Raw genomic sequence first — 25,247 nt, forward strand, 5'->3', positions numbered from 1 at the left:
TAAAGGGGAATTTTCATATATCGAATAGACAGGGGCTTCTGAAAGCCAGCGAAAGATGACTTCCAGAACAGCCCCTGTTGCCTTTTTATCTGCTTGAAGAAGCTTTCTTAAAGACGACAGCTTCTTAGTCCCTCTGCCCTTCTAATGCTTTCGTAAGATTGGCCATTTCGATGGCTGTAACGGCCGCTTCCCAGCCTTTGTTCCCGGCTTTCGTTCCCGCCCGCTCGACCGCTTGTTCAATCGTGTCCGTTGTTAAAACGCCGAAGATGACTGGCACCCCGGATTGCATGGATGCTTGAGCAATGCCCTTGGTCGCTTCATTACTGACATATTCAAAATGAGCAGTGGCCCCGCGAATGACTGTACCAAGTGTGACCACCGCATCATATTTTCCGCTTTCCGCCATTTTTTTGGCGATCAGCGGAATTTCAAAAGCTCCCGGAACCCATGCGACTTCTACATCCGCATCCTGTACTCCATGGCGGCGCAGGGCATCTTCCGCTCCGCTTAACAACTTTCCTGTAATAAATTCATTAAAACGGGCAACGACGATCCCCACTTTTAAACCTGTTCCTATTAAATGGCCTTCATATGTTCTGTTCATTCCATTCTCTCCTTTTTATAAATGTAGCATATGACCTAATTTTGTAATTTTTGTTTCTAAATATTTGCGGTTTTCCGCTTTTGGCGGCATTTCAATCGCCACTCGTTCCACAATTTCTAAACCGTATCCTTTTAATCCGCTAATCTTGCGGGGGTTATTGGTCAGCAAGCGCATCTGCTTCACGCCCAGATTGCGCAAAATTTGAGCACCGATTCCATAATCGCGCAAATCATCAGCAAAGCCCAGCTTTTGATTGGCTTCCACGGTATCATAGCCCTGTTCTTGTAGCTTATATGCTTTCAGCTTGTTGATCAGGCCAATGCCGCGGCCTTCCTGCTTCATATAAAGCAAGATGCCCTTGCCTTCTTTTTCAATCTGCCGCAAAGCTGCTTCCAGCTGCGGGCCGCAATCACAGCGGTAAGAACCGAAAACATCACCGGTTAGGCATTCCGAATGGACGCGTACAAGCACAGGGTCCCCATCCGCAATATCTCCCTTTATCAAAGCAACATGTTCTTTGCCTGTCAGCTTCTCTGTAAAGCCCGCCGCTCGGAAGTGTCCGAATTCAGTTGGCAGCTCGATCTCCACCTCACGCTGAATCAGCTCTTCTTTCTTGCGTCGGTACTCAATCAAGTGCTGGATTGTGATTAACTTTAAGCCAAGCTTCTCCGCAATCACCGCCAAGTCCGGAAGCCGAGCCATTGTGCCATCCTCTTTCATAATCTCACATATCACACCGGCCGCTTTGGCCCCTGCCAGACGGGCTAAATCAACCGCAGCTTCCGTATGCCCCGCCCGCTTCAGCACACCGCCTTTTTTAGCAATCAGGGGGAAAATATGGCCAGGCTGTTTAAAGTCCTCCGGCGCTGCCTCAGGTTTCAGCATCGCTTGAATTGTTGCCGCTCGTTCATAGGCGCTGATGCCGGTATGCGCCTGCTTATAATCAATGCTTATGGTGAAGGCTGTTTTGTGATTGTCCGTATTATTCTCTACCATCATTTTCAAACCGAGCTGATGCGCCTGTTCTTCCTCAATTGGAACACAGATTAATCCGCGGCCCATTTTTGCCATAAAATTGACCATTTCGGCATCGGCTAATTCAGCCAGTCCGATAAAGTCCCCTTCATTTTCTCTGTCTTCATCATCGACCACGATTACAACCTTTCCTTGCTTTAAATCGGCTATTGCTTCTTCAATTGATGCAAACATTCTTTTCACCTCTATTTGTTTTTAAACAAACCCATGTCTGCTTAACATATCCATCGTAATTGCGGATGAATCTTCCTGTTTCCGATCTCCAATCAGGCGTTCAATATACTTTGCCAGCAGATCACATTCTATATTGACTGGATCCCCGCACTGTTTATTCGCTAGAACCGTTGCGGTCTGCGTATGCGGAATCAGCGAAATCATCAGCCGGTTATTTTCCGCTTTAAAAACGGTTAGTGAAGTGCCATCAAGCGCCACCGATCCTTTTGGCAGAAGATAGGGAGCGAATTCTTCCGGGTATGCTACCTCGATGTAAAGCGCGTTCTCCGCCTTTTTCTTCGAAACAATCGTCCCGACGCCATCAATATGTCCGGATACGAAATGTCCGCCAAAGCGGCCGTTCGCTGCCATCGCCCGCTCTAAATTCACCTTGGAGCCGCGAGCTAATGCTTTTAATGAGGTCGATTGGAAGGTTTCCGGCATAACATCGGCACGGAATTGATCTGCTGTAAAGCCGGTAACCGTTAAACAAACGCCATTCACGGCAATGCTATCTCCCTGTGCGACATCTTCCAGCACTTTGCGAGCGGAAATCAGCAGTTCCAGCGACCGGGCGCCTTTTTTGATGCCGGCAATCACGCCTAGTTCTTCAATGATTCCTGTGAACACTCTTCTTCACATCCTTTTGCTGGTGAAGCAGTTATTTTGATATCGGGTCCAAGCATCTCCACTTTTTCAAATTTTAAAGAGAGCGCTTCACTCATTTTACCCAAACCGCGGCCGCCAATTGCGGTCGGAGCTGTTTTCCCTCCAATCAGCTTGGGCGCGACGTATATAATCAGCCGCTGAAACGCTTGCTCTTTCATAAAAGAGGCGTTGACCTCGCTGCCGCCTTCAACCAGCAGCGTCATAATTCCGCGTTCGCCAAGCTTTTTTAACAAAGCCGGTATTTCAATTGTATTGGCGTCCATCCGGAGAACTTGAACGCCTGAGCTTATCAGCTGCTGTTCTTTCTCCTTTGAAGCCTCCTTGCCGCAAACCATAATCGTTTGCGCTTGTTTGTTAACAAGAACATTGGCCGTCATGGGAATTCGTAATTTCGTGTCGGCTATTACTCGAATGGGGTGTTTTCCTCCCTGGGGCAATCGGGTGGTTAAGATGGGGTTGTCCTGTAAAACAGTGTGAATGCCTACGAATATGGCATCCTGCTGGTGACGGATGAAATGAACATCTTCTCTTGCTTGTTCACTCGTGATCCAGCGGCTGTCTCCTGTATAAGCTGCTGTTTTGCCATCGGCTGTTATGGCTGTTTTCATCGTGACGTAAGGTGTTTTCGTGCGAATATAGTGAAAAAACGGTGCGGCGATTTCCAAGGCTTCCTGTTCACAAACCCCGGTCTCTACTTCAATACCGGCCTCCCGTAATTTTTGAATCCCCTTGCCGGAAACAGCGGGATTGGGATCAACCGCTGCGACATATACCTTTTTAATGCCTTTTTCAATGATTAAATTGGCACAGGGCGGTGTTTTTCCATAATGTGAACACGGTTCGAGCGTGACATACATATCCGCTCCCTTTGCTTGCTCGCCTGCCGCTGCTAGAGCATGAACTTCCGCGTGTCCTTCTCCCGCTCTCATATGAACGCCTACTCCGACAATCCGGCTGTCTTTTACCACAACCGCTCCGACCGGCGGATTCGGTGAGGTTTGTCCGCGCACGCCCTCAGCAAGCGACAAAGCGACTTTCATATACTGCTCCCTTAACATCTCCTTCGCTAATCCCTCCTTTATTTATCAATATTCGCCCGATGAATTGATGAACAGCCCATTAAACAACAAAGCCCCGTACTTTCAAGCAGTACGGGGCAATTATGGCATAAACAAATAAGCGTTTTTATTCCTTTTAAAAAAACGCTCCATCCTTCTCCCATCCAGACTGTCACTGTCGGCTTCGGAATTTCACCGAATCCACCGCAAGCATGCGCATGCGGGTCACGGGCTAAGAGCCTCCGCTCATCACCGCCGGTGGGGAATTCCACCCCGCCCCGAAGGATACACTATTCAAGTTAATTCTTATTATCCCCCTAAAAATGCGATGGTGTCAAGCCTTTGGGTGTTCGCTGTCTGATTAATTTGGGTTGGAAATGAAGGTTGTTGACCAATTTCGTCAACAATTCGTCAACAACGTCCCTTGTACACCTATTGGGCCTAGTGCTTCTTTTTATCAAAAAAGGAGTAAAGGAAGTTCTGCCTCAAATAATACATTTTTTCTCTGTCAATAAGTTATTCCAACCGGATACAATTACAAACTATGCGATTTTTAAAGTTTGCCTAGTTGAAACTTGCTTCTTGGTAACGGAATTAACAAGTAGCAGATGGTTTGTGGATTGATAAAAAAGTTAGAAGTGGTCGAATTGGAGATTCTGTGGAGGATAAAGCATTTTATATAACTTATAAAGACGAAACTCTACGTAAAGACGTACATGCTGCTTTTCGCTTTCTGAATATAGAAAATGCAAAAAACATAGATAAAGCTTGGGTTTATGCTTTGAAGATCAGCTACCTAGAATACACTTTTAAACGCCCAAAATACGAACATATGGTAGAGAAGATCACCAACGTACTAAGTAGATATTTTTTGGAAGAATACAATTACAAACTCCCTGCACTGATTTTCGCTGATTATGAGTGTTCACGATTTTCGTGAAATAGAAACAAGCCCCCATCCACACCGGACAGGGGCTTTGTTGTTACTTTAGGTACAAATCGTTATGCTTGCTTATAGATGTTAATTGCTTTATTTCTCAAAAGTTGATTGTCTTTTGTTACCATTCCTAAATCATATGCTTTTTGAATAACTTCTAGTATTTGAAAAGCTTGTGCAGAATTAGTTGTTTTGTTCACTCTAAACTTCCAGTTATCAGCATAGGTAGAGTATGTGTTTTTTAAATTATTAGCTTCTACAACCTTTCCTGTCTCTAACTTATCCAAAAACTCATCAAAGCTAATAGACAACCGATTCTCATCTGTTACTATACTTTCACCATATCCTTCCGTGGCAAGTCTACTAAAAGCTAAAAAGCGAGGATCCTTTGTAAGATCCCTGTATGAAGAAATAGAATTTGACATTAATTTTCGCCCCTATCAAAATTAAGAGTATTACCCTCTATAATTTTCCATGTCACCGTATCAATCCCATCTATTCTAATTTTATCTTCTGGGAGTGCAGATATAGGTATCTTAATATAATAATATCTACCAACTACAATTCGATTACTTCCTGCTATTACATCTATATCGTAAATCTTAGCACTTCTTTTAATAGGAGTTTCACCACTAAAAGCAAGAAAATCTTTGTCGTAGCCCATAAATCGAACCTTTAAATACATATTTTCACCCTTTAATGGCGTTTTTGCTTTTAATTGACCATGTTCAATATTTTCCCAAACACCATTATTTCCATCGGAAGTAATCCCAACTATCTGTACATCTGTAAGTCGTGGTGCTGGCCCTGCCGAAGACTCACTTGGTGCTACCAAAAATACTGCAGACATAGTTAAAGCCAATGTTACTAAAACCGAAAAAATTTCCTCATATTCCTATTCCTCCTTATATATGTAATCTATTATCATATCGACTATATACCTATTTTTTTAACACTAAAAAACCAAAATGTATTAAAAATCCCAAGGGGCTGTACCATAAGACCCTAATTAAGGGTAATATGTCAATACCCTATTCAAAAATAGACATAGCAACACACCTTCAGTTATAATCCGTGCCAAAACCCCTCTTTCCAGCCAATAAAAAAAGCCACTTCATTATGTTTAAATGAGTGACTTTTAAAGCGGTATAACTTCTTTTATTTCTTCTTCCCGAAATTCAACAAGCATCCCTTCAAGAAAACCCCCATATCTTTCACAGGCACAGACAAGATATGAATCATATTCTTCTTGTAAATACTGTTGAGGTATACAACGCATCTTTTCTCCATTAGCTAAATGTACTTCCACTTTTTTTCTTTTGAGTTCTTGAAGCTTTTCTAGCATTTTATAACTCTCCTCCTTCTTTGAGGACTGGCAATTAATCAAATACTACATCGTCTTCTTGCCAAGTAAATCGATCATCTCTTTTACTAGTTTCTGCTTTATTGTTCTGCTTATCGTTGGTGTTCAAAGCTTTTGAATCAGTTTTCACTTGATCTTTTTCATCTTTACTCATTTTCTCCACCACCTCACAGATAAAATTATTATCGTCTATGATTTCCTTGATTTTAAAAGTTGTGCCTTTATCAAGCAGCACTTCTTCTTCACCTGGATACTCTGATATAGGATCAATATACGCACAGTTGGTTCCTGCTGGAACATGAATATGCATAAGTGTTTTGCTTCCTTCAATGAATGTGGAATCCTTCAGCGGATTAGTACTTACAAATCCATAATCAGTAAAAGTCTTTCCAACCTGAAGATTTTTTATAAAGTTAAAACTGCCAACCGCTCAATATATCCTAATATTACCATTGATCAGGCTTTTCTTCAATGCGACAGAGATATAGTGGATATTTTCTCGATCTCAGGATTACTAGGAGGGCCCTCTTGTACTCTCTTTCCTTTCGTCCGTAAATATCCGTTAATCTCGGTGTAAGCCTCTGATGTATAGATATTGATCGCTTGGTATTCTTCAGGTGTCAATATCCTCATCTAAAAGAAAATCATGCACTTTCATACCGGAAAAAGCATGGAGATAATCGATTCTTTTTATTTTGAATTCTTCGAGCGGATGACTTAACTCAAATGGAGTGGATTGCGTTACACCAAGGGAAATAAAACCGTCACCTCGTAATCGCTCATACCGTCGCATCTCTTTAAACACCTCCCGTGCTTTGAAATCTCGGAGCTTCGACATGATATCATCACGAAGTTTCTCATCTTTCATCTTCAATGAGAACCAGTTGCGCGTCATATCCTCAGCAGGAATATCAATAATGTTTTGGACAATACGGTTATTGGCGTAAAGAGAGGAGATTTCCCCATCGGTTAATTTTCGTCTAAGGGAAGGCTTCTGCCTTACTAACGCATCCCGGCTATGTCCTTTTCCATGTCCGACCATGAAGTCATTCCTTATTTGTTTCTTTGCTGCATCAATGGTTTTCATTCACTCACCTCCCCATTAATCGTTTATAGCGGTCGAGCGGATTGCTCTTCGCTGTCTGCAGCTTATTTAGAGCCTGTGTAGCAGAGTCAACCATATCGTCATGTTTTCCATTAGGAAAAGCGGTTGCTTCTTCAATGAAGTCGTTTACCCATGGTGCAATGCTTGGATGTGGCAAGTACACGTTTCCTGCTTCCACAAGCGGAGAAACAGCATTTGCTCTCACTTCTTTACCGCCTTCCGGATTGACGGCAATTAACCCGCTTATTTCATCCTGAAGCATCTGGATGACAGCGGGTCCATTGGCTTTATCCTCAACATACTTCGCTTTTGCTTCCGGCCACTTTTCAGACAAATGCCTGATTGCTTTCATTGTTTCAGGAAAGTTTTGACGATCCCGAACCATATCAAGTAAATAAAAGTTCGCTTGTTTCTTTCCCCATACTTCGCCAACTACAAAGTCAGATGATTTGCTGTCCTTGAATGTACAGTCCCAAAACTGCGCTTGCTTATCCCAGATTCGCGGCAAATCTTCCGGCATGTAGAACTTCCACCAATGGCGGTTGAAAATATTTCCGCCAGCTGGTGAAGGTCGCTGCTGAAATAGCGCTGCCCATGTACGAGAACCAACTTCAATCTTTTTATTTTCTGCCCATTCTTCATCGAATCCTAGTTCTGGGCAAAGTGGCTCTTCGATCTCCCTGCCAAGCGCATCGTCTTCATCCTCTGCAACAGCCGGGAGCCGAAGCCGCTGCCATGTATAAGGAAAACGCTCGAGCAATCTCCCTATGATGTCATCTTCATACCAGCGGGTCATGATAACAATGACAGAGCCTCCTTTATGCAAACGAGTTGATAAGGTGCTCTCCCACTCTGCCCATACCTTTTCACGAATGGTATTTGAATTGGCTTCTTCTGCATTCTTAAACGGGTCATCGATCAGGAGTAGATCTGCTCCCTCACCAGTGATAGAACCGCCTATACCGGTAGCAATCATTCCGCCACGTTTTCCCTGAATGCCCCAGTTGTTTTGAGCAGCATTGACCGCTGATATCTCCACGTCGAAAAGTGCCTTTCCGTACTCCTCCACCTTTTGGCGGTTCAACCGACCGAACTTTCTGGCCAGTGAATCAGAGTAAGAAGCGGCTATCACTCGTTTTTCTGGATTTTTAGAAATAAAATAAGAGGGGAATGATTCTGTCACCGTCATTGACTTACCGTGACGCGGCGGCATTTCAATCATTATAAACCGCTGCTCGCCGTTAGCAATCGGCTCTAAATACTCACAAATAAATTCAGTATGTCTGAAATGCGTATAATTCCCGCGATGAACATGCACGACATAATCACGAAAAGAGCGGCGTGCTAGTTCCAGCTGCGCTAATTTAGCTATAGCTTTTCGTTGTTCATTCGTCAGAGTTGGCAAGTTTCCTCAGCTCCTCAATCGATAAGCCTGATAAATCAACATTGTTTGTTACTTCACCAGAATGCTCGATGTCCTGTTTATCACGCCATTTATCTAGACGGCAGTTCTTCAGCCAGAATATTTGAGCCGTTACGTCTGGTGCCTGTTTCTTTTTCAGCTTTTTAGTAAGACGCAATTCAGTTCGAACAACAGTGCCATCTTCTTTTACATAAGGCCGCTCTAATTCAAACTCTTCATACGTTTCTTCCTCGTATTCATAGCCGAGCGCTCGCAAGTACAAAGCATCTTCTACCCGGTAATCAGCAATTGCCTTATTTACTTTTAAGGACTCCGATAATTCCGAGTATTTCTCCTGAATTATTCACAGAAATTCAGAAACTTATTATAACTTATGGATTACCAAGCCTTTTCGGCTTTATTGTAATTCATTAAAAAAATGAAAAAAGAATCCATTTCTGTTAAAGTTAAAGTAACCAAACAAAAAGGACTTTTTATATGGTTACTTTAACGCAAAAAACACTTGATTTCAATCATAAAATTAAATTGTCAAATGATGGAGGTTCTCTTTCCTCCGATACAGGTGAGTTTCTTTTTAGAGAATTCGATGAAAAAATTGGTTTTTCAAAGACTTTAGTTAAGTACTTGAGACTTAACGATTCAAGGAAATATTATCTTCATTCAAATGAAAACTTGTTACGTCAAAAAGTCTATCAAATCATTGCCGGGTATGCGGAAGATGATGCGGCTGATCAGTTGACTCATGATCCTGTGTTTAAGGAAATCATTGAAACTCCAACACTTGCTTCCCAGCCCAGTTTGTCTCGCTTTTATACACGATTTGATAAAGATTCAATTGAACAATTAAATCTGGCTAACCAAGAAATGCTTGATAAGATTCATTGTTTTCGACAATCGAAAGAGTTATTTATCGACTTGGATTCGACTCATTCGGATACATATGGGGACCAAGAATCTTCGTCATATAATACTCATTATGGCACGATGGGTTTTCATCCATTAGTCGCCTTTGATGGTGCGACTGGTGACTTTTTGAAAGCACAACTCCGTCCCGGAAATGTTTATACATCAAATGGTGTGGTGGAATTTATTCGGCCTCTCATTAAACATTATAACGAAATGTTTCCGGAAACTACCCTGTTTCTTCGTGGAGATAGCGGGTTTACTGTTCCGGGATTATACGATCTGTGTGAAGAAGAATCTGTTTTGTATATTATTCGGTTGAAATCGAATTCACAACTACAAAGTTTAGCGAAGGAATACCATCCTTCTTCCGCACCTTTAGATGTTTCCAAGACGGAAACCTATTATGAAGAAACGATTTACCAAGCAAAATCATGGTCAAAACCAAGAAGGGTGATTATTCAATTGGTACGTCCTGCAGGTGAGCTGTTCTTTACCCATTCCTTTTTTGTTACTAACTTTGAATTAGCTTTTCCTCAAGATATCGTCCGAGCTTATCAAAAAAGAGGGACGATGGAAAACTATATCAAAGAAGCAAAAAATGGCTTTTACTTTGATCATATGAATAGCCACGCTTTTCTAGTGAACGAAGTAAAAATGATGTTAACACTTCTTGCATATAATTTGACCAATTGGTTACGAACTCTTTGTTTTCCGGAAGGTCAAAAAACTATGCAAATTGATACGATACGTACTCGGTTAATTAAAGCGGCAAGTAAAGTCGTGAAATCAGGTAGATCCCTTTACTTCAAACTATCATCGAGTTTTGTGTATCAAAATTTCTTTTGGGATGTACTGAATCGAATTCAAAAACTACAATTGGAATGACCAATAGAATACTTCTCATAACTGAAAAAAATAAATTTTTCAGTCAAGGGGGAAGTATGCCCAAAATACCAGAGTTGTTCTATTGAAAATTCAGTTATTTTATGAATTGGCTACGGTTCTTAATTAAATACCGTTATGTTCAACTAATTTAACAAATTTTATCAAATGGGATTTGTAGCTATGAATATTTCAGGTTTCTTTTTATATTCGTTGAAAGAGGACACCGAAACACCAAGACGCTTGCAGATTTCCTCTTCCGTTAAACCTTCTCTACACCAATGACCGATTTCTTCGAGACACGGGAAAACGTGCGTATCATACTTGTTTTTCCGTCCCCGTTTATTTCCTAACTGTTTTCGTGACATTAGCTCATCACCTCATCCCTCTTTGTTTTTGGACATAGAAAAAGCACCCGTTATAGGTGCTCTTTAACTTTTAAATAAACTTTGGATTACTGCTTTATAATCCTCAAATTTTCTGTCGTCTATACTGTATACAACAACAGGATTTTTAAGTAGCTTGGCTTTTTGTTTGGCATTTTTGATTTCTCTCTTAGCATCTGCTATCTCTGCATCAAGCTTATCCTCAGGCCTTGTATAAGGGCCTGTGAATTGTGATTTATGAGTAACTGATATAGTAGCGACTAAATCATTTCCATGTCGGACATAGATGATCCGTTGATCTGAGGTAAATACTTAAATTACTAATGTTTCATAATTTACTTTCACTGAGTTTTCTTCCTTCTTCACCTCAAAACCCAGCTATTTAAAAAAGTCATAGAATGCATCTAAAAAAATCTATCACTTTTTTTGTTAATAACGGCTTAACATTATCATTATACAAATCATTATGATCTCTTTTTAATGAAGCTGCCTCTTTCCTTAAATCCTCTAACTGTTTTAATTTATCCAAATCAATTGGACTCATTTCTAAAACCTCCTCTTCTAACTAGATCTATATTTCGACAAAAGGATTTTATCTCCTCTATGGGAACCAATTTACTAATGAATTCTTCTAATATGTGATTTAAATGCATATAGTTTTTCTAACGGCCTTCTTCCAGAAAGAAGGTGTTCATTAATGCAAAACATTATTATCTGTATAATTTTATTGATAATTATTCTTAAGCTAATTTAGCACATTATTACTGTAGCCGCTATTCACGTGATATGGAAAGAAGAGAGCCGTGGAGGACAGGGAATTAAATTTCTCCTGTACCTCTGTGGCATTTAAAAAAATTAAAATAATAAATAAAAATTAGTTATTTTTATGTAATTACTCATCTAAAAAGCCCGTTTTATCAATGTTTTTCATGATTAAACAATTAAAATAATAATAAAACGCCACCGCAAGGTTGTCAAAATTGTTCTTCTCACATTTATGTCAGGCGTACGACAAAAATCAAGCTAAGTAGTCGATCGTTCCTTTTCTTCTTCAAAACATAAATTTGGATAGGCTACACTAAGTTAGACAACTCTTATAAGGGAATAGTACTCTAAAAGGACTAACCTTAAGGAGCGGGTCAAAATGAGAAGAGAACGTCGAACGTTTACAGACGAATTTAAGCTACAAATGGTGAAGCTTTATGAAAATGGAAAATCACGTGCGGATATTGCGAGAGAATATGATATTACGCCTTCTTCATTAGATCGTTGGATTAAAAATCACCAGGAAACAGGGTCTTTCAAGGCAGAAGACAATCGTACGACAGAAGAAACAGAATTGCTTGAACTACGCAAAGAAGTGCAACGCCTACGAATGGAAAATGATATTTTAAAGCAAGCCGCGCTGATCATGGGACGAAAATAGATGTGATTCGTAACAACGCTCACAATTATTCGGTATCAGCCATGTGTGACGTCCTACAAATTCCAAGAAGTACTTACTACTATCACCTTCACAAGTGTGAAGATGACGAAAAACAAGCGGAGGAAGCAGACTTACAAGAGCGTATTTATACGATTTTTAAGCAAAGTCGTAATAACTATGGGACACGTAAAATTAAGAAAGAATTAGAGAAACAAGACATGATGGTTTCTAGACGACATATAGGGGGAATCATGAAGGATTTAGGTCTTGTCTCGAATTACACGGTTGCTTATTACCGACCACAAAAAAAACAAAGTAACGAGGCGACAATCGCCAACGTATTAAATCGTGAATTCCAACAAGAGAAGGAATTATCGGTGTTAGTCAGTGATTTAACGTACGTGCGTATCGGGAAAAAATGGCACTATGTGTGCTTGTTTGTCGATCTTTTTAATCGTGAATTAGTCGGTGCAAGTGCGGGCCCAAATAAAGACGCAGCGCTTGTCTACAAAGCATTAAGTAGCATTAAAGGCAACCTGACAAATGTACAGTTATTCCACACAGACCGTGGCTCAGAATTCGATAATCAACTGATGGCAGAAGCAACAGAAGCATTTGGTATCCAGCGTTCACTTAGCGCAAAAGGATGTCCGTATGATAATGCCGTGGCAGAAGCGACATACAAGAGCTTTAAGATCGAATTTGTGTACCAACGTACTTTCCATTCCCTTGAACAACTAGATCTTGAACTGTGGGATTATGTAAATTGGTTTAATCATATTCGGATTCATCAAACACTAGGATATCTGACACCGACTGAATTTAAGCAGCAGTCCTTATAAAAATTGTTCAGGTTAGTGTTGACATTCCAAATATCAACTTATCTTCTTTAAAAAGAGATATACCAAAGCATTTGAAGCGTCTCTTCCGCCTCAAATCATAGGAGCGACTGTTATACACGCAGCCAAGCAAATTCACACTCCTACCTCAATAGTGGAACGATTGTTTAAATCATGGATGGAGAAAGAAAGCGACCGTCTTCAAACAGAATTCATAAAAAAGGTGAAAACAAGTAGTCAACTCATTCTAAGTATTGATGATTTACGCTATTCACAAAGCGCATTCCTATAATACAGATCTTCACGATTTACGAGGAGAAACCTTTCTATAGGTCATTCCTAGTCAAACGTTAAATGATAAATTGGCCGGGTGAAATCTGTAATTATCATCGTATTCGCTTTACCAATGCAACAGTTAAAAGAAAGAATAATAAGATTAAGACGCTACAACGACGTCATTACTTTACACGAAATCCTAAGCATTACAAACAGTGAATTTTACTAGAGTGTAACGAGGAATTGATAAGCAGCTGCCATAAGTCAAGTACATGTTTTGGTGAAGAGCAGAAATAAAGTTATTATTTTATTTTCAACTTGAAAATCTGATATGGAGTGGGTTTTATGGATAAATTTATTAAAAAAAACGAAAAAGTAATAAAAAAGCTATCTAGAATAGGCCTGGTATATGGAATTATTGCTGTTTTATATTCCCTTATTCAAGGCGGACCAATAAACATTAGTGCAATTGTTCTATTAATATCTACGTTAATTTTATTAGTATCTTTTAAATCTAATACTAGAAAGAAGTAATATTTATAGAGTACCATATCTTAAAAACAAAGACTTTGTGATGCTAGTATAGTTTCTTGGACACACCTAAGTTAAATTTATACAATGACTTTTAAGGAGGATGTGTCTGATGAGTAAGAAAAATAATGGTAAACGTTATAATGATGATTTCCGAAAAATGATTGTTGATCTTTATCATTCTGGTAGTTCCGTGAAAGATTTAAGTAGCGAATATGGCATTTCTGAAGTATCTATTTATGCTTGGATTAAGAAGTTTTCTCCAATCGAATTAGAAGATGGTTCATCTGTAACCCCAGATGATTATGCTAAGCTTCAGAAACAACTTCTCCGTATGCAGGAGGAAAATGAGATATTAAAAAAGGCTATGGCCATATTCGCTCGAAAGTAAGTGATTCAGAACTAACTGAATTTATTTCGGAACATAAAGATGATTATCCCGTTCGTACGATGTGCGAAACGCTTGATATACCTAAAAGTACTTACTATCAATCATTGAATAAAACAGAATCGAATCGTGAACGTGAGAACCGTGAACTCACAGAAAAGATTATCCAGATACATGAAGAAAGTAAGAAACGATATGGTGCACCTAAGATACATGAAACCCTTGAAAAACAAGGTCAAAAAATCAGCTTAAAACGAGTTCAACGCTTGATGAAAGAAGCTGGTATCCGATCCATCATCGTTAAAAAGTTCCGTCCAACACCTAGTAAAGAAAAGGTGGGAGAACGAGAAAACATTATTAAAAGAGACTTCTCTACTACAACGATTAACCAAAAGTGGGTTGGCGATATCACGTATATACACACGCTTCGTGATGGTTGGTGTTACCTTGCATCTGTATTAGACTTGCATTCAAGAAAGGTTATTGGGTATTCATTTGGACGTTCGATGACGACTGAATTGGTAGAAAAAGCTTTAGAAAACGCGTATGTCACACAGAAACCGGGTGATGGTGTCATCTTCCATTCCGATTTAGGTTCCCAATATACAAGCGATGCTTTCTCGGGAAAGATACAGAGTTATAAAATGACACATTCCTTCAGTCACAAGGAAAGTCCCTATGACAATGATTGTATCGAGTCTTTTCATGCGATCTTAAAGAAAGAAGAAGTAAATCATGTATAATACTTAGATTTCAACGCCGCAAGAGTAGAGTTGTTTAAATATATCGAAGGCTGGTATAACCGAAAAAGAATACATGGTAGCATCGGCTATCTGACTCCACAAGAGATGGAAGATTTAGCGCTTCACCGAGCAGCATAATTGCACAAATTAACATTAGAGCACGGCTTTACTTGGAGAAGTGGGTGTGGTAGGCTTTCACCTTGCGAAAGGTCTATTTACTAACCTTTCGTCTTTCGTAAATCACCACGCACATAGAGGCTCCATGTCAAGCCTTCACATATATATTCCAATAAGCTTCGAAGCACAATGAGAAAAATTAACTTTTATGTGTCCAAAATATTGACGTAGATCCATTTAATAATAATTATAAGCTTTGGTATTTTTTCCTACTGAAAAATGCTAATGATATACTTAGAAAAATAAGTGTATAAACCATTAAAATTATTACTTTTATATAAGGTATTTCATTATTAGTTATTGAGGTAACAAGATCTAAATTAGAGAAATATAAAATATATGACCAGCTATATTCTTCAAAATAAGAAGCTAGTGTTCCTCCAAAAATAAATACTGATAACACAACTAAAACAGCAATAGAACTATTGTTTATAACTACCGAAATCATTATTGCTAAGGAACTATAAGATATCAATAATATAAAATTTGTGAGTAAAATTTTAAATATCTCATAACCAAGGTGACCCTCAATTATTATGTTATCTTGTATATATATAGTTTTTGTAAAAAAGTTATCTAACCCATAGATACAAAATCCTAATATAAACAAAAGAGTAATGGCAAATAGATATAAAGTTAAACCTAATAATAGTAAGGAGGAAAATTTCCCTAATAAAATACTAGATCTTGATAATGGCCTGACTAATAACATTTTAAGGGTACCCCAATTTATTTCCTTTGTTATAATATTACTTGCATAAAGCATTATTATTATACTAATAAATGAAGTTATCCCTGAGTATTTCTTTACAAACCCTAATACTCCTTCAGTTTCGGAAGGTGGTATATTATGTTCCAAGTGGTATTGTTTAATTGCAATTTCATCTTTGATTTTTTGAACAAATTTATTATCTGGATTAGTTTCTTTAGAGATTAATTTTAAATCTTCTGTGATTTCTTCCGAGTATTGTTTCTTCCAATCATTATCGTTTAAAGAATTAAGATTAATCCATCCAGAAGTAAGTATTATAATTAAGAGGATTACTAATGAGAATAGAAATGATTTTGTTTTTACTATTTTTAGTATCTCTCCTTTTATTAGTAGAGAATTAAACAATCGAATTCCCCCCTGTATATTGGATGAATAATTCTTCTAAACTTTCATTAATTCTCTTGATCTCAAATATTTTTATATTATTTTTAATTAATATTGTTAATAAATTATTGATTTCGTCTTTGGCTACCTTTCCTTGTAAAACGTTATCTTCTCCATCTAAAAAGTAAAACTCCCCATAACTATCTTTTAGTAGTTTCTGGGCTTTAGATGCATTATTAAGATAAAGATTCACTTTTATGATATTATTAACTTTTAAGTTACTTATATTCGTTTTTTCTATAACCGATCCATCTTTCAAAAAGATAATTTTATCACAAAGCATTTCCATTTCTGTTATTAAGTGACTTGATATTAAAATAGCAGCATCTGATTCTTTAGTAATACACTTTAAATAATCTCTGAAATCTTTAATTCCATAGGGGTCTAATCCATTCAACGGTTCATCTAGAATCAACAAATTAGGTTCATGAATTAGAGCTTGTACTAAACCTAACCTTTGTTTCATTCCTAAAGAATAATGTTTAACCTTTTTGTTTATTGCATGCTCTAAATCCATAAGTTTAATCATTTTTTTAAATTGGATTTTATCTACATTTTTGTATAGAGTAGTTAAATATTTTAAGTTTTCAATCCCGGTTAAAAAAGGATAAAATTTTGGTGTTTCTATTATCGCACCAATTGTTTTTAAATATCCTTTGTCTGACTGAATGTTATTTCCATCATAAATTATTTCTCCCTTTGAAAAGTTGGTTAGACCTAGAATCATTTTCATAATAGTGGTTTTTCCAGCACCATTGGGACCTAATAAACCAACAATTTCACCTTTTTTGATATTAAAAGAGACGTCATTTATTATCTTCTTTCTTCCTATTTCTTTATATAAATTGTTAGTCTCTAGTATATTGATAGACATATTATTAACACATCCAATCACCTATGTTCTAAATAATATAGTTTATTATCCCTTTTGTTATTAAAGCTTGATTATCACCTGGTAATAGGGCCTCGAATGTATTCTCATTTATTCTCTTGATTTCTAAGATTTTATCTACATTTATAATAAAAGATCTATGTACTCTTTTAAGAAAGGAGGGGAGTAAATACTCCAGTTCCTTTAAAGAAGTTCTTATAATTATCTCTTCGTTAACAGAAGAAATTATAGTTTTTTGGTTAAATCGTTCAATGCACATAATTTCATTTATAAAGATGAATTGGACTCCTGACCTTTTTATAATAACTAAGCGATCTTCTTTGATTTTAACTTTCATTTTCTTAATCCTTTAAATCAAACAAGTAATATAAAGAAGCTACCTCTATATGTGTAAATTCTTTTGTATTTATATTCAAAAAAATTTGTCTTGCGGAAGTTAAATTCTCATAACTAGCTTCAGCTATTATGTTACCAGTATCATTTTCAAAGATTACCCTCTTATCCCCTAAATCTTTCTTAATCTTCAGTTGTTTGTTATTAATTAAAACTACAACTCTAGGGTTAGTTTTAATTTTTGTTTGGTCTTTTATTGAAAAATCACCAAGAAAATTAGAATAACCGTCCCACTCAGATTTCAAAAATTGCTTAAGTCCAAATTTTTCATTAATTTCACATGTCATTTTATTATCAATATCAAAACCCTGTATATTAGTAATAAAAGTATTATTAAAGAGAGTATCTAAATATTTTTGACGTCTATTTTTATAACATCTGCTAATATACCCTACTATATTACCTGACTCATCGGTAATCTCAATTTTCTTTGAGCTTCCTTTTAACAATGGCTTTGTTATAGAATATACAGACAAAATTTTCTCACCCTTTCAGAAATATATCCTTACACACTAGTAAGTTTTATAATTAATGGATTGGATATGTATACTTCGCACATAGCACTTATAAATAATATTATTAAAATCAATGGACAAGTTTTCTTTATAAAATTTTTATAAAATTGTTTAATGCTTATTTTATCTTTTTTTTCAGAAATATTTTCATAGACAAGTTTGAATTGCATTATGGAAAACTTCAATACTATATAACATAAAAGAAGTTCAAAAAATCCATGGATGAAGGATGAAAGATAATATGTGCTAGATTCTATACCACTTAAAGATGGTCCTTGACCAATTAATGTAAGCACTTTAAAGATCATAACAAAATGTAAACCAGTAATAGATAAAAGAATCATAGAAAATACAAAAGCGGCGTTCATATAGAAAATATACAAAACATGATTAAAGCCTAATCTTTCAATTGATACTGTTTTTCCTTCAACAGGTGAATTTAAATTAATACCTGAAATATTCATAGCTACAAATCCCATTTGATAAAATTTGTTAAATTAGTTGAACATAACGGTATTTAATTAAGAACCGTAGCCAATTCATAAAATAACTGAATTTTCAATAGAACAACTCTGGTATTTTGGGCATACTTCCCCCTTGACTGAAAAATTTATTTTTTTCAGTTATGAGAAGTATTCTATTGGTCATTCCAATTGTAGTTTTTGAATTCGATTCAGTACATCCCAAAAGAAATTTTGATACACAAAACTCGATGATAGTTTGAAGTAAAGGGATCTACCTGATTTCACGACTTTACTTGCCGCTTTAATTAACCGAGTACGTATCGTATCAATTTGCATAGTTTTTTGACCTTCCGGAAAACAAAGAGTTCGTAACCAATTGGTCAAATTATATGCAAGAAGTGTTAACATCATTTTTACTTCGTTCACTAGAAAAGCGTGGCTATTCATATGATCAAAGTAAAAGCCATTTTTTGCTTCTTTGATATAGTTTTCCATCGTCCCTCTTTTTTGATAAGCTCGGACGATATCTTGAGGAAAAGCTAATTCAAAGTTAGTAACAAAAAAGGAATGGGTAAAGAACAGCTCACCTGCAGGACGTACCAATTGAATAATCACCCTTCTTGGTTTTGACCATGATTTTGCTTGGTAAATCGTTTCTTCATAATAGGTTTCCGTCTTGGAAACATCTAAAGGTGCGGAAGAAGGATGGTATTCCTTCGCTAAACTTTGTAGTTGTGAATTCGATTTCAACCGAATAATATACAAAACAGATTCTTCTTCACACAGATCGTATAATCCCGGAACAGTAAACCCGCTATCTCCACGAAGAAACAGGGTAGTTTCCGGAAACATTTCGTTATAATGTTTAATGAGAGGCCGAATAAATTCCACCACACCATTTGATGTATAAACATTTCCGGGACGGAGTTGTGCTTTCAAAAAGTCACCAGTCGCACCATCAAAGGCGACTAATGGATGAAAACCCATCGTGCCATAATGAGTATTATATGACGAAGATTCTTGGTCCCCATATGTATCCGAATGAGTCGAATCCAAGTCGATAAATAACTCTTTCGATTGTCGAAAACAATGAATCTTATCAAGCATTTCTTGGTTAGCCAGATTTAATTGTTCAATTGAATCTTTATCAAATCGTGTATAAAAGCGAGACAAACTGGGCTGGGAAGCAAGTGTTGGAGTTTCAATGATTTCCTTAAACACAGGATCATGAGTCAACTGATCAGCCGCATCATCTTCCGCATACCCGGCAATGATTTGATAGACTTTTTGACGTAACAAGTTTTCATTTGAATGAAGATAATATTTCCTTGAATCGTTAAGTCTCAAGTACTTAACTAAAGTCTTTGAAAAACCAATTTTTTCATCGAATTCTCTAAAAAGAAACTCACCTGTATCGGAGGAAAGAGAACCTCCATCATTTGACAATTTAATTTTATGATTGAAATCAAGTGTTTTTTGCGTTAAAGTAACCATATAAAAAGTCCTTTTTGTTTGGTTACTTTAACTTTAACAGAAATGGATTCTTTTTTCATTTTTTTAATGAATTACAATAAAGCCGAAAAGGCTTGGTAATCCATAAGTTATAATAAGTTTCTGAATTTCTGTGAATAATTCAGGTAATAATTGCTATAATACAAATTGAAATAAAAAAGAACAAAAGTATGTTTTTTTTATTATTATTTATATTAGCTAGCCTTGGCATAAGAATTCCTTATACTTGTTTCTTTAATTGAATCAATGATTGCATATACCCATACTATTAGAAACATAAATATTCCAACAACTACACTAGTTAGTAATATTGATATAATATTAGCTATAATTAAGAAAATCCCTTTTGATACTTTCCCTAAATATAGGTGTCCTATTCCTGGGAAAACAAATGATAAAATACCCGCTATCCATTTACTTTTCATAAATATCATCTCCTAAAAATTGTTAATTCGACTATATATTGCATTTTAACACATATGTGATAATTTTATATCAAAATAATTACAAATGATTCTAAAATACTAATATAAATAGAGCTTTTTTACCTTTAAATAAAAAAAGGTTAAGTTTAAATAATAATTCCCTATATTCAGATATTTGATTCTTCATTTAGAATATTTTTATTATTTATAACGAATCGAGAAGGTACACTTGTCATTGTAATTCAAAAATTTTTAGGGGGTTATTATTTATGCTTTATAATTTTTTCGTAACTGGAACCGGTGCTGCTGGTGTAGCAAAGAGTATTACAGATGTAATTGTAAAAAGATTTAATGTAGTTGGAGATGTTCAACGTTTGATCGATAACTTAACTACTAAACTAAAAATTATTTATCGTTCATTTGATGGGGACTTTTCTTGGGCAGATTTAGGTGGAGCCATTCTCGATCTTGGCCAACTTATTTTAACATTTGTACCAGCTGCTAAAATCACTAATATTGTTGGAGCGTTATGGGACATTTCGACAATATTATAATCTAAATAAAAAGGGCAGATAAACTCTGCCCTTTTTAACTATTTATTTAAATAGCTTCAAATAAATATCTATCGGTATTTCAAATTTCTGTTGTCCCTTATTGGTGTCATATATTTCATGCGTTACGTAGCCATTTTTTTGAGATATTTTAATTTGTCTATTTGGTGTATCACTTCTCAGAGAAAACCTCTTTTCATTTTCATCGTTAATTTCTAATTTAATATTCAGTCCATTTCTTTTATACTCTTCTAAAGTCTTGAATTTTTTTTTGTTTCCAAACATACAATAACCTCCTAATTTTGTTTGATCTTCCGATATACTATTTTTTTCTTTAATCGCACCTATTTTATAATTCCATAAAAAAAGAGTAAAGAATATACCTACTCTCTTTATAAAAAAGATTATTATAAAACACATAAACTGGATCTACGTCAAGATATTGGACACACTCCGGTTAAGTTTTTTGTTCTGCGCAACTTCCATGCATGGAAGTTGCGCCCGAAAAATGTGGGGAGGGACAACTGGATCATCCCCAGATTTCACACTGTTGCACGACATATATTCTCGTAGGCGTCTGGTGTTAAGTACCCGATGCTTCCATGAATTCGTTTGCGATTGTACCAACCCTCTATGTACTTAAATAACGCCACTCGTGCCGTTTCAAAACTATCATATCGAGCTCTGTACACTTCTTTTTTCTTAAGTGTGGCGTGAAACGATTCGATACATGCATTGTCATAAGGACAACCTTTGCGACTGAATGAAGGAATCATTCCATGTGTTTTTAGTTGTTTCTGAAAGTCCTCACTTGTATATTGCGTGCCTAGATCCGTGTGCACAATCAATCCTGGTGTCGGATGTTGGACCTGTATGGCGATCTCCATGGCCATTAGTACTAGTTCCACTGTCATTTTCCGAGCAAATTTATCCCCAACGACTTTTTTCGTGTGAAGATCAAGTACCGACGCCAAATAGCACCAACCATCACGCAAAGTGTGGATGTAAGTGATATCCGCCACCCATTTTTCATTGATAGTTGTAGTCGTGAAATCTTGTTCTAACACATTTTCACGCTCTTCATCGGGGATCTATTTTGGCGTCGGACGGTACTTTTTTGTAATATTGGAACGAATGCCAGCCCTTTTCATGATGCGCTGAATACGGTTGATGCTACCTTGATAGCCTTCTTGCTTTAACACTTCAAAAATTTTAGGGGCACCGTAACGACCATCACTTTCTTTGTGGATCGCTCGAATACGTTCTAACAACTGTTGATTTTCTACTTCATACACACTCGGCTTCTTGTAAAAAGATTGATAATACGTGCTTTTAGGCATCTTTAACACACGACACATCAGCTGGATCGGTTGATGTTCACTTTCATTCGTAATGTGGTCAATCAGTTCTTGGTCATCTATTTTTGTGCGAATATGGTCATAGCCTTTTTTAAGATCTCTACCTCTTGTTTGAGACGAAGGTTTTCCTTCTGGATCGCAGCGACTTCTGCGGCAGTTAAGTCTTGAGCCCCTTCAATAGGAGAATGGAGTTTAATCCATTTATAGATCGTTATTTCTGAAACACTATATTCGCTAGATAATTGACTGACGGGTGTGCCCGAGCGATAAAGCTCGACCACCGTTTGTTTAAATTCGTGACTGTATCGTTTTTGTTTCAAAACTGAACACATCCTCTCGTTCATTTCATCATAATGACCTAATCGAGATATGTCCATACATCGATACTACATCCATTTTTAAAAATAAGAAGTAGGGAACGATACGTTATTTATTTAAGTTATTTTATCAATTCAAATTTATATTTCCTGATTTCGTTTCAATTTTCATCTTATTTTCTCCATTACCCGATGAACCTTTTAAACCTTTTTTTGTTTGTGATTTTTTGCTTAGGGACAGATTTATTGATTGCCTTCCGCTGTTTGTGCCGATTTCCAAATCTAGATTGGGTTGCTCTTCATCAAAAGTTATTGAGGCATTGCCGCTTGTAGTTGATAATTCTACATCACCATTTAATTTTTTAAAGTGAAGTTTAATATTGCCACTGCTTGAACGTACATCAATATTATTTTGAACAAGATCCTTCCCAGAAACATTGCCAGAGGATCCATCCAGAATTATTTTCCCCTTAAATTGATGAGGAATTTTAACCTCTAAAGTAGGTTTTTTTCTGAAATTGAATAAGCGTCTAATATCATTACCTAAATCAATTGATAATCGTTTTGAAGACTTATCCAATATTACACCTGGTCCGTTATCATAAGCCGTTAAGTAGGTTTCTAATTCACTTTTCTCGCTTGGCAGGAAATTAACATCGGTACTTGCAAAATTTACAACAATTTCCTCAACGTCTTCTATCGACTCTTTATTAATGCTTACCTCCTTCTCTCCTGACGAGCACCCCGCAAGAACGATTAATACTAACAACAAATTTAAAGCAGATTTTTTTACCATAAAATAAACCTCCTTACGCCAATTATATAAAATGACGTAAGGTCATTTTCAAACTTTACGCAGAATAAAGTTAAAATAGTTGAAATTGACGCAGCGTCATCTTTTATACTGTTATTAGATCACTTTATCAACCATTTAGAAGGGAGGGGTTTTTTGAAAAAGGGAGATATCCTCATCTATACTTGCGTTATTTTGGGAGCAGGAACAGGTTTACTATTTGATAATGCTATTCCTGGGGTGTTAATTGGATTGGGAATAGGTTACTTATTTAAAACAATATTTTTCAATAAGACCAATAAAGAATAAGGAAGTAGGAATAAAATTGTTCCATATTAATGAAGTTAAAAAGATGAGTGGTGTGTCAGTCAGAACCTTAAGGTATTATGACCAAATAGAACTACTAAAACCTGCATCAAAAACTCAAGGAGGCCACAGACTATACTCCAATACAGAGTTAAAAAAACTACAGCAAATACAATTCTTAAAAACAATAGGTTTTCAATTAAATGAAATCAAAATTATGTTAGAGTCTAAAGAATGGGATTGGTCCATTAGTCTAATGAAACAACTATCTTATGTAATAAATGAAAAAGACCGGCTCTCAAAGATAGAATATAATTTAAGGGAATTAATAAATGGAATAGCCATTGAGGGAGAAGAGTTCAGGATTCAAAAAATTATGAGTTTATATACTAGGGATTCAAAAGATATTCTAACCCTTAATCGAGATGAGTTAAATATTAAAAACACTGAAGTCCTAGATAAACTACCGAATATGACAAGTAGTGATCCAGACTCTTTAGAATGGATTGCTCTCATCGGTCAATTAAAAAAATATATGCACCTAGGTTATCGGGCTGCACGCATACAGAATATTATTAAAAGAATGGATGAAAAAAGAAGGGAAGACTTTGATGGCGAAGATGCTTTTTTAGATAATCTCTGGAAGATTAGAATGGCACCCGAGAAGTCAAAGAAATATAATCTTTATCCTATTGATCAAGAGGTCCTCGATTTTATGGAAAAAGCTTATCTACATTACACCGCTAAAAAATCCTAGTTTTTTATTATAATCTGTGGAGGAATAAATGGGAACAGATCTTTTGATTTATTTAGGTGGCCTAGCGCTATTAGACACATTGAGTCCCACAATAATTGGAGTTACGCTATTTCTTATTTTAACAAACAAGAATCATTTAACATCAAGATTATTTTCATATTTATTTACAGTTGTGTTATTGTATTTCTCATTAGGTATCGTCATGATGTTGGGGTTACATTATATAATTGAAGCCTTCTCGAATATATTTCAAAATAAAGTATTCAGTTGGATTATTTTTATGATAGGGATTATTTTATTTGCGGCTAGCTTTTTTATTCCTACAAATAAAAAAAATAATATTCCCAAACCTAAAAATCAAAGTGTATCCTCAATTATATTTATTGGCATCACAACTTTTTTAATTGAGGCAGGTTCAGCTTTTCCGTACTTTGCTGCTATCGGTCTGTTAACAACAAATGATATACCTTCTTATCAGTGGGTACCAATCATAGCCACCTATAATATTATTATGGTTCTACCAGCTTTGCTTATCTTTTTAGGCTATAAGTTATTTGGAAGATGGATAAATTCTAACTTAGTTAACCTTCATAATAAAATATCAAGCAGTTCGAATTCCGCCTTATCTTGGATAATGTGCATTGTTGGGCTAATATTAATTTTTAACACTCTAGATTATCTATAATCAAGCAAAGGCCTTCCAGTTTAGACGAAATGGTACCCATAGAAGACAGAATAAAGAAAGTACATTCGCCTGTCTTCTATGGGGATTATCTGTATAAAGCTTTCTATGTTGTAACCGCTAGGAATCGTTATGGACACTTTTTTGCCGCAAAATGCTTAAGAA

32 protein-coding genes, 2 pseudogenes and 1 riboswitch are annotated in these 25,247 nt (G+C 36.4%); of the genes and pseudogenes, 10 read left to right on the plus strand and 24 right to left on the minus strand.

Annotation, left to right across the window (positions count from 1 at the left end; translation table 11 throughout):
- Positions 1 to 124 precede the first annotated feature (124 nt).
- The 4 genes from ribH to ribD are packed head-to-tail and all read right to left on the minus strand — an operon-like array spanning position 125 to position 3,579.
- Positions 125 to 604 (minus strand): 6,7-dimethyl-8-ribityllumazine synthase, encoded by a 480-nt coding sequence (gene ribH, locus CEF20_RS07755; protein WP_100331270.1) that lies wholly within the window; start codon positions 602 to 604, stop codon positions 125 to 127.
- 15 nt (positions 605 to 619) lie between these two features.
- On the minus strand, positions 620 to 1,813 hold the full coding sequence (locus CEF20_RS07760; RefSeq protein ID WP_100331271.1) for a bifunctional 3,4-dihydroxy-2-butanone-4-phosphate synthase/GTP cyclohydrolase II: 1,194 nt from the start codon (positions 1,811 to 1,813) through the stop codon (positions 620 to 622).
- Positions 1,814 to 1,834: 21 nt separating this feature from the next.
- The gene (ribE, locus tag CEF20_RS07765) at positions 1,835 to 2,482 is read right to left on the minus strand and encodes a riboflavin synthase (RefSeq protein WP_100331272.1); all 648 of its coding nucleotides are present in this window, start codon (positions 2,480 to 2,482) and stop codon (positions 1,835 to 1,837) included.
- On the minus strand, positions 2,455 to 3,579 hold the full coding sequence (ribD, locus tag CEF20_RS07770) for a bifunctional diaminohydroxyphosphoribosylaminopyrimidine deaminase/5-amino-6-(5-phosphoribosylamino)uracil reductase RibD (RefSeq protein WP_100331273.1): 1,125 nt from the start codon (positions 3,577 to 3,579) through the stop codon (positions 2,455 to 2,457). Before ribD ends, ribE begins: the two co-directional genes overlap by 28 nt.
- Positions 3,580 to 3,727: 148 nt before the next feature.
- A riboswitch (FMN riboswitch) is annotated at positions 3,728 to 3,869 on the minus strand.
- Between the two features lie 323 nt (positions 3,870 to 4,192).
- On the opposite strand from ribD, the gene CEF20_RS07775 reads away from it, so the two are divergent.
- Entirely contained in the window at positions 4,193 to 4,519 is a 327-nt protein-coding gene (locus CEF20_RS07775; RefSeq protein ID WP_100331274.1) for a hypothetical protein, read from the plus strand.
- Between the two features lie 62 nt (positions 4,520 to 4,581).
- On the opposite strand, the gene CEF20_RS07780 is transcribed toward CEF20_RS07775, so the two are convergent.
- The 8 genes from CEF20_RS07780 to CEF20_RS07810 all read right to left on the minus strand — a co-directional run bounded on the left by CEF20_RS07780 (position 4,582) and on the right by CEF20_RS07810 (position 8,669).
- Complete coding sequence (locus CEF20_RS07780) at positions 4,582 to 4,941, minus strand: hypothetical protein (protein WP_100331275.1); 360 nt, start codon at positions 4,939 to 4,941, stop codon at positions 4,582 to 4,584.
- On the minus strand, positions 4,941 to 5,378 hold the full coding sequence (locus tag CEF20_RS07785; protein ID WP_157796219.1) for a DUF4879 domain-containing protein: 438 nt from the start codon (positions 5,376 to 5,378) through the stop codon (positions 4,941 to 4,943). The genes CEF20_RS07780 and CEF20_RS07785 overlap by 1 nt, the downstream gene beginning before the upstream one ends.
- 276 nt (positions 5,379 to 5,654) lie before the next feature.
- Positions 5,655 to 5,861 (minus strand): hypothetical protein, encoded by a 207-nt coding sequence (locus tag CEF20_RS07790; RefSeq protein WP_100331277.1) that lies wholly within the window; start codon positions 5,859 to 5,861, stop codon positions 5,655 to 5,657.
- A gap of 34 nt (positions 5,862 to 5,895) precedes the next feature.
- Positions 5,896 to 6,288 carry an ADP-ribosyltransferase gene (locus tag CEF20_RS17305; protein WP_100331278.1) on the minus strand — a complete coding sequence of 131 codons (393 nt, stop codon included), beginning with the start codon at positions 6,286 to 6,288 and terminating at the stop codon, positions 5,896 to 5,898.
- 59 nt (positions 6,289 to 6,347) lie between these two features.
- Positions 6,348 to 6,512: an ADP-ribosyltransferase gene (locus tag CEF20_RS17310; RefSeq protein WP_157796220.1), complete on the minus strand. Its 165-nt coding sequence runs from the start codon at positions 6,510 to 6,512 to the stop codon at positions 6,348 to 6,350.
- Positions 6,493 to 6,966, minus strand: coding sequence for an anti-CBASS protein Acb1 family protein (locus tag CEF20_RS07800; protein WP_100331279.1), 474 nt, complete (start codon positions 6,964 to 6,966; stop codon positions 6,493 to 6,495). Before CEF20_RS07800 ends, CEF20_RS17310 begins: the two co-directional genes overlap by 20 nt.
- Positions 6,967 to 6,970: 4 nt before the next feature.
- Entirely contained in the window at positions 6,971 to 8,389 is a 1,419-nt protein-coding gene (terL, locus tag CEF20_RS07805) for a phage terminase large subunit (RefSeq protein WP_100331280.1), read from the minus strand.
- Positions 8,370 to 8,669: a hypothetical protein gene (locus tag CEF20_RS07810; RefSeq protein ID WP_157796221.1), complete on the minus strand. Its 300-nt coding sequence runs from the start codon at positions 8,667 to 8,669 to the stop codon at positions 8,370 to 8,372. The genes terL and CEF20_RS07810 overlap by 20 nt, the downstream gene beginning before the upstream one ends.
- A gap of 215 nt (positions 8,670 to 8,884) precedes the next feature.
- On the opposite strand from CEF20_RS07810, the gene CEF20_RS07815 reads away from it, so the two are divergent.
- The gene (locus tag CEF20_RS07815) at positions 8,885 to 10,198 is read left to right on the plus strand and encodes an IS1380-like element ISBco1 family transposase (protein WP_100331207.1); all 1,314 of its coding nucleotides are present in this window, start codon (positions 8,885 to 8,887) and stop codon (positions 10,196 to 10,198) included.
- 161 nt (positions 10,199 to 10,359) lie between these two features.
- Here the strand turns inward: CEF20_RS07815 and CEF20_RS07820 are convergent, their stop codons facing one another.
- A complete protein-coding gene (locus CEF20_RS07820) occupies positions 10,360 to 10,563 on the minus strand; it encodes a hypothetical protein (protein ID WP_100331282.1) in 204 nt (67 codons plus the stop codon).
- Positions 10,564 to 10,972: 409 nt separating this feature from the next.
- The gene (locus CEF20_RS16565) at positions 10,973 to 11,125 is read right to left on the minus strand and encodes a hypothetical protein (RefSeq protein WP_157796222.1); all 153 of its coding nucleotides are present in this window, start codon (positions 11,123 to 11,125) and stop codon (positions 10,973 to 10,975) included.
- 600 nt (positions 11,126 to 11,725) lie between these two features.
- Between CEF20_RS16565 and CEF20_RS07825 the strand changes: the two genes are divergently transcribed.
- From CEF20_RS07825 to CEF20_RS07835, 4 genes and pseudogenes are all read left to right on the plus strand, one after another.
- Positions 11,726 to 12,849, plus strand: a protein-coding gene (locus tag CEF20_RS07825) for an IS3 family transposase (protein WP_100331283.1) whose coding sequence is annotated in 2 segments (ribosomal slippage) — positions 11,726 to 12,005 and positions 12,005 to 12,849 — 1,125 coding nt in all. Because the reading frame shifts where the segments join, the coding sequence is not laid out codon by codon here.
- A 351-nt stretch (positions 12,850 to 13,200) separates the two neighbouring features.
- Positions 13,201 to 13,341, plus strand: a complete 141-nt coding sequence (locus tag CEF20_RS16570; protein ID WP_157796224.1) for a transposase — start codon at positions 13,201 to 13,203, stop codon at positions 13,339 to 13,341.
- A 126-nt stretch (positions 13,342 to 13,467) separates the two neighbouring features.
- Positions 13,468 to 13,656: a hypothetical protein gene (locus CEF20_RS07830; protein ID WP_100331284.1), complete on the plus strand. Its 189-nt coding sequence runs from the start codon at positions 13,468 to 13,470 to the stop codon at positions 13,654 to 13,656.
- Positions 13,657 to 13,765: 109 nt separating this feature from the next.
- Positions 13,766 to 14,922 (plus strand): annotated as a pseudogene (locus CEF20_RS07835) (IS3 family transposase).
- 226 nt (positions 14,923 to 15,148) lie between these two features.
- On the opposite strand, the gene CEF20_RS07840 reads toward CEF20_RS07835, so the two are convergent.
- The 7 genes from CEF20_RS07840 to CEF20_RS07870 all read right to left on the minus strand — a co-directional run bounded on the left by CEF20_RS07840 (position 15,149) and on the right by CEF20_RS07870 (position 20,318).
- Positions 15,149 to 16,078: an ABC transporter permease gene (locus CEF20_RS07840; RefSeq protein WP_157796225.1), complete on the minus strand. Its 930-nt coding sequence runs from the start codon at positions 16,076 to 16,078 to the stop codon at positions 15,149 to 15,151.
- Positions 16,071 to 16,991 carry an ABC transporter ATP-binding protein gene (locus tag CEF20_RS07845; protein ID WP_100331286.1) on the minus strand — a complete coding sequence of 307 codons (921 nt, stop codon included), beginning with the start codon at positions 16,989 to 16,991 and terminating at the stop codon, positions 16,071 to 16,073. The genes CEF20_RS07840 and CEF20_RS07845 overlap by 8 nt, the downstream gene beginning before the upstream one ends.
- 28 nt (positions 16,992 to 17,019) lie before the next feature.
- Positions 17,020 to 17,346, minus strand: a complete 327-nt coding sequence (locus CEF20_RS07850; RefSeq protein WP_100331287.1) for a LytTR family DNA-binding domain-containing protein — start codon at positions 17,344 to 17,346, stop codon at positions 17,020 to 17,022.
- Between the two features lie 4 nt (positions 17,347 to 17,350).
- A complete protein-coding gene (locus CEF20_RS07855) occupies positions 17,351 to 17,878 on the minus strand; it encodes a tubby C-terminal domain-like protein (protein ID WP_100331288.1) in 528 nt (175 codons plus the stop codon).
- A gap of 29 nt (positions 17,879 to 17,907) precedes the next feature.
- The gene (locus CEF20_RS07860) at positions 17,908 to 18,396 is read right to left on the minus strand and encodes a stage II sporulation protein M (RefSeq protein ID WP_232713399.1); all 489 of its coding nucleotides are present in this window, start codon (positions 18,394 to 18,396) and stop codon (positions 17,908 to 17,910) included.
- Between the two features lie 165 nt (positions 18,397 to 18,561).
- On the minus strand, positions 18,562 to 19,875 hold the full coding sequence (locus tag CEF20_RS07865) for an IS1380-like element ISBco1 family transposase (RefSeq protein ID WP_100331207.1): 1,314 nt from the start codon (positions 19,873 to 19,875) through the stop codon (positions 18,562 to 18,564).
- Between the two features lie 212 nt (positions 19,876 to 20,087).
- Positions 20,088 to 20,318: a DUF6677 family protein gene (locus tag CEF20_RS07870; protein WP_100331290.1), complete on the minus strand. Its 231-nt coding sequence runs from the start codon at positions 20,316 to 20,318 to the stop codon at positions 20,088 to 20,090.
- 269 nt (positions 20,319 to 20,587) lie between these two features.
- Between CEF20_RS07870 and CEF20_RS07875 the strand changes: the two genes are divergently transcribed.
- A complete protein-coding gene (locus CEF20_RS07875) occupies positions 20,588 to 20,872 on the plus strand; it encodes a hypothetical protein (RefSeq protein ID WP_100331291.1) in 285 nt (94 codons plus the stop codon).
- Between the two features lie 42 nt (positions 20,873 to 20,914).
- On the opposite strand, the gene CEF20_RS07880 is transcribed toward CEF20_RS07875, so the two are convergent.
- The 3 genes and pseudogenes from CEF20_RS07880 to CEF20_RS07890 form a co-directional block, all read right to left on the minus strand.
- The gene (locus CEF20_RS07880; protein WP_100331292.1) at positions 20,915 to 21,154 is read right to left on the minus strand and encodes a hypothetical protein; all 240 of its coding nucleotides are present in this window, start codon (positions 21,152 to 21,154) and stop codon (positions 20,915 to 20,917) included.
- A gap of 257 nt (positions 21,155 to 21,411) precedes the next feature.
- Positions 21,412 to 22,547 (minus strand): annotated as a pseudogene (locus CEF20_RS07885) (IS3 family transposase).
- Positions 22,548 to 22,674: 127 nt separating this feature from the next.
- Positions 22,675 to 23,340: a DUF4097 family beta strand repeat-containing protein gene (locus CEF20_RS07890; protein WP_100331293.1), complete on the minus strand. Its 666-nt coding sequence runs from the start codon at positions 23,338 to 23,340 to the stop codon at positions 22,675 to 22,677.
- A 153-nt stretch (positions 23,341 to 23,493) separates the two neighbouring features.
- On the opposite strand from CEF20_RS07890, the gene CEF20_RS16830 reads away from it, so the two are divergent.
- The 3 genes from CEF20_RS16830 to CEF20_RS07900 are packed head-to-tail and all read left to right on the plus strand — an operon-like array spanning position 23,494 to position 25,085.
- Positions 23,494 to 23,646: a hypothetical protein gene (locus tag CEF20_RS16830; protein ID WP_198508478.1), complete on the plus strand. Its 153-nt coding sequence runs from the start codon at positions 23,494 to 23,496 to the stop codon at positions 23,644 to 23,646.
- Between the two features lie 16 nt (positions 23,647 to 23,662).
- On the plus strand, positions 23,663 to 24,400 hold the full coding sequence (locus CEF20_RS07895) for a MerR family transcriptional regulator (RefSeq protein ID WP_100331294.1): 738 nt from the start codon (positions 23,663 to 23,665) through the stop codon (positions 24,398 to 24,400).
- 28 nt (positions 24,401 to 24,428) lie between these two features.
- Positions 24,429 to 25,085 carry a GAP family protein gene (locus CEF20_RS07900; RefSeq protein WP_100331295.1) on the plus strand — a complete coding sequence of 219 codons (657 nt, stop codon included), beginning with the start codon at positions 24,429 to 24,431 and terminating at the stop codon, positions 25,083 to 25,085.
- The last annotated feature ends 162 nt before the right edge of the window (positions 25,086 to 25,247 follow it).

Origin of the sequence: Bacillus xiapuensis, from assembly GCF_002797355.1 — a bacterium.
In the GTDB taxonomy this organism is placed as follows: domain Bacteria; phylum Bacillota; class Bacilli; order Bacillales; family Domibacillaceae; genus Bacillus_CE; species Bacillus_CE xiapuensis.